Annotated in this window: 7 protein-coding genes; 4 read left to right on the top strand and 3 right to left on the bottom strand. The window is 57.8% G+C overall.

The features are described from left to right. The 3 genes from HQL56_17770 to mobA all read left to right on the top strand — a co-directional run. On the top strand, positions 1-463 hold a 463-nt coding region (locus HQL56_17770; protein ID MBF0311368.1), incomplete at its 5' end, for a 6-phosphogluconolactonase. After that, a complete protein-coding gene (locus HQL56_17775) occupies positions 460-1155 on the top strand; it encodes a serine/threonine protein phosphatase (protein ID MBF0311369.1) in 696 nt (231 codons plus the stop codon). The genes HQL56_17770 and HQL56_17775, both read left to right, overlap by 4 nt. A gap of 145 nt (positions 1156-1300) precedes the next feature. Then, a complete protein-coding gene (gene mobA, locus HQL56_17780; GenBank protein ID MBF0311370.1) occupies positions 1301-1855 on the top strand; it encodes a molybdenum cofactor guanylyltransferase in 555 nt (184 codons plus the stop codon). Here the strand turns inward: mobA and HQL56_17785 are convergent. Both HQL56_17785 and HQL56_17790 read right to left on the bottom strand, forming a co-directional pair. Beyond that, positions 1800-2840: a tetratricopeptide repeat protein gene (locus HQL56_17785; GenBank protein ID MBF0311371.1), complete on the bottom strand. Its 1041-nt coding sequence runs from the start codon at positions 2838-2840 to the stop codon at positions 1800-1802. The two genes, mobA and HQL56_17785, sit on opposite strands and share 56 nt — an antisense overlap. After that, positions 2837-4315 (bottom strand): hypothetical protein, encoded by a 1479-nt coding sequence (locus tag HQL56_17790; protein ID MBF0311372.1) that lies wholly within the window; start codon positions 4313-4315, stop codon positions 2837-2839. Before HQL56_17790 ends, HQL56_17785 begins: the two co-directional genes overlap by 4 nt. A 68-nt stretch (positions 4316-4383) precedes the next feature. Here HQL56_17790 and HQL56_17795 point away from each other — a divergent pair, with 68 nt between their 5' ends. After that, entirely contained in the window at positions 4384-4611 is a 228-nt protein-coding gene (locus HQL56_17795; protein MBF0311373.1) for a hypothetical protein, read from the top strand. A 54-nt stretch (positions 4612-4665) separates the two neighbouring features. Here the strand turns inward: HQL56_17795 and HQL56_17800 are convergent, their stop codons facing one another. Further along, positions 4666-5406 carry a TlyA family RNA methyltransferase gene (locus HQL56_17800; GenBank protein ID MBF0311374.1) on the bottom strand — a complete coding sequence of 247 codons (741 nt, stop codon included), beginning with the start codon at positions 5404-5406 and terminating at the stop codon, positions 4666-4668. Positions 5407-5490: the final 84 nt, after the last annotated feature.

Consider the following 5490-nt stretch of genomic DNA (forward strand, 5'->3'; position numbering starts at 1 on the left):
GGGGTTTGCCGTGGAGCGCATGCGGGGGGAGGGGTCTCCCGAAGCGGAGGCGGCACGTTATGGGGCTTTGCTGCGGCAGCGTCTGCCCTTGGATGGTGAGGGTTGGCCGGTTTTCGACTGTTTGTTGCTGGGCATGGGGGAGGATGGCCATATCGGTTCGATCTTTCCGGCGGAGATGGAGCGTGCCGAGGTTTGGTCGGAGGTTTGTCTGGCCACGCGGGCCCCGGACGGCAATCGCCGTATCAGTTTGTCGCTGGAGGTGATCAAGCGGGCGACGGAGTGTGTTTTGTTGGCCACGGGGGCGGTGAAGGGGGCTTTGTTGGGGCGGTTGTTGCAGGGTGAGGCGGCGGTTCAGGCCTTGCCGGTGGGGATTTTGGGGCGGCGGGAGCGGGTGAGCTGGTATTTGGACGAGGCGGCGGGGGTGGCCATGGAGCAGGCGTTTCGGGAGGGTCGGGGGGCATGAGCGAGGAGGAGGGTTTGGCGGCCTCTTCTTTTCTGGACACCCGTGCCGTGAGTCAGACCCGGGAGGTACGGGGTGTGATTTTGCCGGCGGGGGTGGTGGTCAGTCGTCTGGTGGTGACGGGACCGCCCGGTTGCGGCAAGACCAGCCTGATTGATCGGTTGCGCGGCTGGCCGGGGGAGGTTTGTCTCGATTTGACCAGCAATTTGTGGTGGCGTTCTCCGGCGTTGAACCACTGTCCGCGGGAGGTGCATTTCGCCGTGCCCTTCGTGGGGGAGGGGCAGAGTTGCCCGGTTTACGATCAGAAGTGGGACACGGGTCACGAGTGGCCGGACATCGATTTCACCCGGTTGCAGATTCCTTCGGGCACCAAGGGGGTGTTGTCGCCCAACTGGCTGACCCGGTTGATTTTCGAATTCATGTTGCCCTCGCCGGATTGGATTTACGATCAGCGTCTCAAGCGGGCCGAGTCGGGTACGCATCATGTGGATCAGGTGTTGTCGATGGAGCGTATTCAGTGGCAGGTGTTCGTGCATTGGCGACTGGCGGAATTTTTCCATCGCTGCGGGTTGCTGGTTTATGTGCGGGAGGGGGTGGAGGAGACGCCACGGTTGTTTGATCATGTGGTTTATCCGGAGGAGCCGTTGGAGCAGCCGGTTTCCTTCTGGCAGGAGTGGTTCGGCAACCTGGCCTGAATCCTTTCAATATTTATCCTTTAAGTATCAAAAAAAGAAAATGTTCTATCCTTTGACTTTTCTTTTTCTTGTCTTTTCAATAAAAAAGGTTTATTAAGTGACGCAAGTAAGCGGCGCAATCCTGGCAGGCGGCCTGTCCCGTCGCATGGGGGGCGGGGACAAGGCCTTCATGTTGCTGGCCGGGCGTCCTTTGCTGGAGCATGTGGTGGAACGTCTCGGGGATCAGGTGGTGGCCTGGGTGGTGGTCAGTAGTGGGGAGGTGGAGGGTTTTCGCAGCCGGGGTTTGCGGGTCTTGCAGGATGAGCGTCCGGGCCGGCAGGGGCCCTTGGCGGGGGTGGAGGCGGCGCTCAAGCATTGCGCCACGCCGTGGTTGCTGACGGTGGCGGTGGACCTGCCCTTTCTGCCGCGCAATCTGGTTGCGATGCTGCTGGCGGCGGCAACGGATGGGGTTCCGGTGGTGGCCACGGACGCCGAGGGCCGCGCCCACCCGGTGGTGGCGCTGTGGCCGGTGGGGTTGTTGCCGCAGCTCTCCCAGGCCCTGGATGCCGGGGAGCGCTCCTTGAACCTCTTTCTGGAGCGAGTTCCCCATCAACGCTGTTTGTTCCCCGCTGCTCCCGATGGTCAGGCCGATCCCTTCTTCAACATCAATACTCCGGAAGACCGGGTTTTGGCAGAGTCGCTGGTTCTTGCGGAGAGGTGATCTGGTTTTTCTGAAGGATTGCCAATATTGGATCGAGCAGGACCGGGTCGGGATCCTGTCCGGATTCCTGGCATAGGGAGAGGTAATTCGTTACAGCAGAATGCGCCAAGGCGACGATATTCTCGGGGTGTTTTGCTAACAACGGATGAAGAGTAGTTATGCTTTCCGCCAATGAATGAAGAGCTTCATCCATCTTTCCAACCAGTTTATAATTTAAAGCCAAGGAAAGATAATAAATACTAAGCAATGTTAGCTTGTGCTTGGCTTGTGGTGAGGGTTCGTTCCTCTGAATTTCCACAGCTTCACGGGCGGCTTGAAGAGCTTCGTGGTATCGTCCCAAGTTGCGAAGGGTGATGCTTAAATTGTGCAATGAGCCAGCCAATTCCGGAAGAGTTGAATTGGATTGGTCATGAACCAGAGTGCGGCGAATCCCAATGGCCTCTTCAGTGGCTGCCAAGGCTTCTTCTCTTCTTCCAAGTTGATCCAATTGGACGCCAAGATTATTCAGTGCTGTTGCAAGGTGAGGAAGAACGATATCTGGCAGGATTTTTACACTGGACCGAAGCAGCCGAATTGTTTCCAATTGTGACTGTATAGCTGTCTCGGGGTCAGGTGCTTGGTCATCCTTGGTCAGCAAACTGTTACGGCCCAAAGCGGCGGAGTGGGGATAGACCTGTCCGAGGAGCCAGGCTACAGGCTGATCGGGGCCTCCGAGATGGGGTAGCAGGGCTGACCAGCGATTGGCTTGTTCCGGGCTGTTTGCAGCCTCGGCGATGAGCAACTCCCGTTCCTCCTCGGGAACAACGGCCAGGGCGGCCAATCCTTGCGCTCCAGGCATGCGGCTGACTTCCAACAGGTCAATCTCCGTCATTTCCCGCAATCGGTCCAATCCTTGGATAAGCCGATCCTGCTGCCTTTCTGCCTGACGCAGGGAAGTAGCCAGAAGTGTCAAAACTTCATTGGAAGGGGTGATCGCCCGAATCATGATTGATCCCCGATAGGTTCTTGAAGCACCTTCAGGGCCAAGGGGAGTATTTGGTAGATTCGATAGTCGAAATAGCTTTGAATGGTAAAGAAATTATCGAACTCTGTTCCCCAGAATGGATCCTCCTCGGAAACGCGGTATTCCCCACTTTTTCCACGAATGCACTGTTCCAACGTATTGGCGGAAGTCGGGTACTTTCGTTTCCAGGACTGAAAACGATCCCGGAACACGGTAAGATACCAATCCAGGGAGCGCGTGCCTTCATCCTCTTCCTTAGAGTATCGCCCAAAGGCGGTTTTCATATGGTTCAGAAATACGCCCGGAAGGAAATCGGCGAGTCTTGCCGCTTCCAGTAAAGCCTTTTCATCGAGAAAGTTCCAGCCATCCTCCTCTCCTTTATCCGTTCGATAATGGTCCAGATGCGCCTGTTGGATACCAGCCAGGGTACTTTCGGGCATGGGATGATCAGAGAGATCGATCAATTCGAAAAACTCTTTTTGGGAGCGGGCATAGAGTGAGCGGGAGGTGACCACCACATCCACCCGTTCGCACTGGCTTAATTCGATCAGAGCTTCAGCCAGTTCTGAACGCTCTCGTCGGGCCTCTGGACTGTTTTTAAACTCGTTTTCCAGTAGATCGGCGTCATCGACGAGGATCAGCCAATGATCACCCCGATCCAATTGGCTTAAAATATCCACCATCAGACTGATATAGAAGGCGTAATCCTCCGACGTCGGTGGTCGGAGGCTCAAGGTGGTTTGTTCGGAATCGGTTCGGCCCGCTCCCAAGGTTGCCACGAGTTTCATGTAGTTGGAAGCACTGGCCGAGTCGATCCCCGCCTTCAGGTCGAAGAAGGTGCTGCTGCCGATGGAGAGGGTGATTCGGTCGGACCCCGTACCAAAATAATCGACATCGCGCATGATTTGGGTGACATTATGGACCCTTGTCCGCAGGAAATCCGGAAGTCCGTCGAAGGTAATGGTCTGTAATGCGTCACGAAAGCCCTCATGCACCTTTTCGAACAGTTTTCGCATGACCCGGATGGCATCCAGCTTCTCTCTGGCCAGAACCGTCACCTGATGGTGTCCGGGCTGATTGGCGAACTCCAGGAATATCCGGCGGGCAAAATGGGATTTGCCGGAGCGGGTTTGCCCATGGATCACCCAGGGTTCTTTCCTCTGCTGGTTCCGCACCCGGCGACCGGAGAGATCCATGCCTTTCCGAAGGATGTCAGCAACCTGTTCCAGGGCTTTTTCACGTCCCCGGAAAAGCTTGCGGATCGTCTCCGGCTTTTCGGGCGTTTCGGCGCGGAACAGAAGGTGGTCGAATTGAGGCGGCATGCGAAACTCCTGGCAAATATACCGATCCATCCTGCTGGAATAATAATAGCTGCCACCCTGCCCTGCAATAAAACTCGCCACAATGATCTGGCTGAAACGCGGTTGGCGGCTCGCAAATCGGCGCAATAATTGCAATTTCTCTCCATGACAACCGATGGAAAGACTCCTGACTCTCTGCACAGGCATTACAAGGGAATGAAACGATGAACACGGAGGAACTGCGTCACGCAGGGGTGCTGCTTTACGGAGAGGGGTTGCTGGCCAAAATCTACATTCAGGCCCTGGCGCAGGATCTGAAAGTGGCCCCGTCCCAGGTGCGGCTCTGGTGGTACGGGATCGGCGGAGCCATCCCCCCCCGAGTGAAACCCGTATTGAACGAACTGTTGAACCGCTGCGGCAAACCCCTCGAAAGCCAATCCATCGCCGCCTGAACCGTCCACTTCCGCTGGCAGCGGTTGGGGAGCCTCATCCCTCCCGACCGGCTGTCAGCAGCGGAAGGCCAGCAGCAGAAACTCCCGATTGCCCTTGGCCCCCGGCAGCGGAGAGGCCAGGGTGCCAACAAAGCGCCACTCGGCGCTCTGCGCCAAATAATCCCTCAAATCCGTCAAAACCCGTTCATGCACCGCCTCGTCCCGCACGATGCCGCCCGAGGAGACCTCTTCCGGCAAGGCCTCGAACTGCGGCTTGACCAGAGCGATGATCGGGGAGTCGGGCCGCAACAGGGGATGCAGGGCGGGCAGAACCCGGCGCAACGAAATGAAACTGCAATCGATGACCGCCATCTGACAGAGAGTACCCAGATGCTCGGGGCTCACTTCCCGGATGTTGGTGCGATCCAGCCGCACCACGCGCGGATCCTGAACCAGCTTCCAGGCCAACTGCCCGTAACCCACATCCACGGCGAAGACTTTGGCCGCGCCCAGGGTGAGCAGCACGTCGGTAAACCCGCCGGTGGAGGCCCCCACGTCGATGCAGGTCAAACCCTGCGGCGAAAGCTGCCAGCTTTCCAGGGCATGAGCCAGCTTGACCCCGCCACGGGATACCCAGGGGTGCGCCGCCTGTCGCAAACGCAGTACCGCCCCCTCCGCAACCAGCGCCCCCGGTTTGGAAAAGGGCCGATCATCCACCAGCACCTCACCGCTCATCAGCAGACGGTGGGCCTCCTCGACGCTTTGCGCAAGGTTGCGCGCCACCAGCAGACGATCAAGACGCTGACGCACGGCCATGAAATGTCATGAGTATCGATTCAGGCATACGGGGGGATTATCCCCCCCGACGGGTCCAGGGCAGCGCCCTGGGACTTTTCCTTT

Source organism: Magnetococcales bacterium (assembly GCA_015231925.1).
Lineage (GTDB): Bacteria > Pseudomonadota > Magnetococcia > Magnetococcales > JADGAQ01 > JADGAQ01.

What these genes read in the sequence shown, in the direction of transcription:
- HQL56_17775 (MBF0311369.1), top strand. Translation starts at nt 460, where the DNA reads ATGAGCGAGGAGGAGGGTTTGGCGGCCTCTTCTTTTCTGGACACCCGT.
- mobA (MBF0311370.1), top strand. Translation starts at nt 1,301, where the DNA reads ATGGGGGGCGGGGACAAGGCCTTCATGTTGCTGGCCGGGCGTCCTTTG.
- HQL56_17785 (MBF0311371.1), bottom strand. Translation starts at nt 2,840, where the DNA reads ATGATTCGGGCGATCACCCCTTCCAATGAAGTTTTGACACTTCTGGCT.
- HQL56_17795 (MBF0311373.1), top strand. Translation starts at nt 4,384, where the DNA reads ATGAACACGGAGGAACTGCGTCACGCAGGGGTGCTGCTTTACGGAGAG.
- HQL56_17800 (MBF0311374.1), bottom strand. Translation starts at nt 5,406, where the DNA reads ATGGCCGTGCGTCAGCGTCTTGATCGTCTGCTGGTGGCGCGCAACCTT.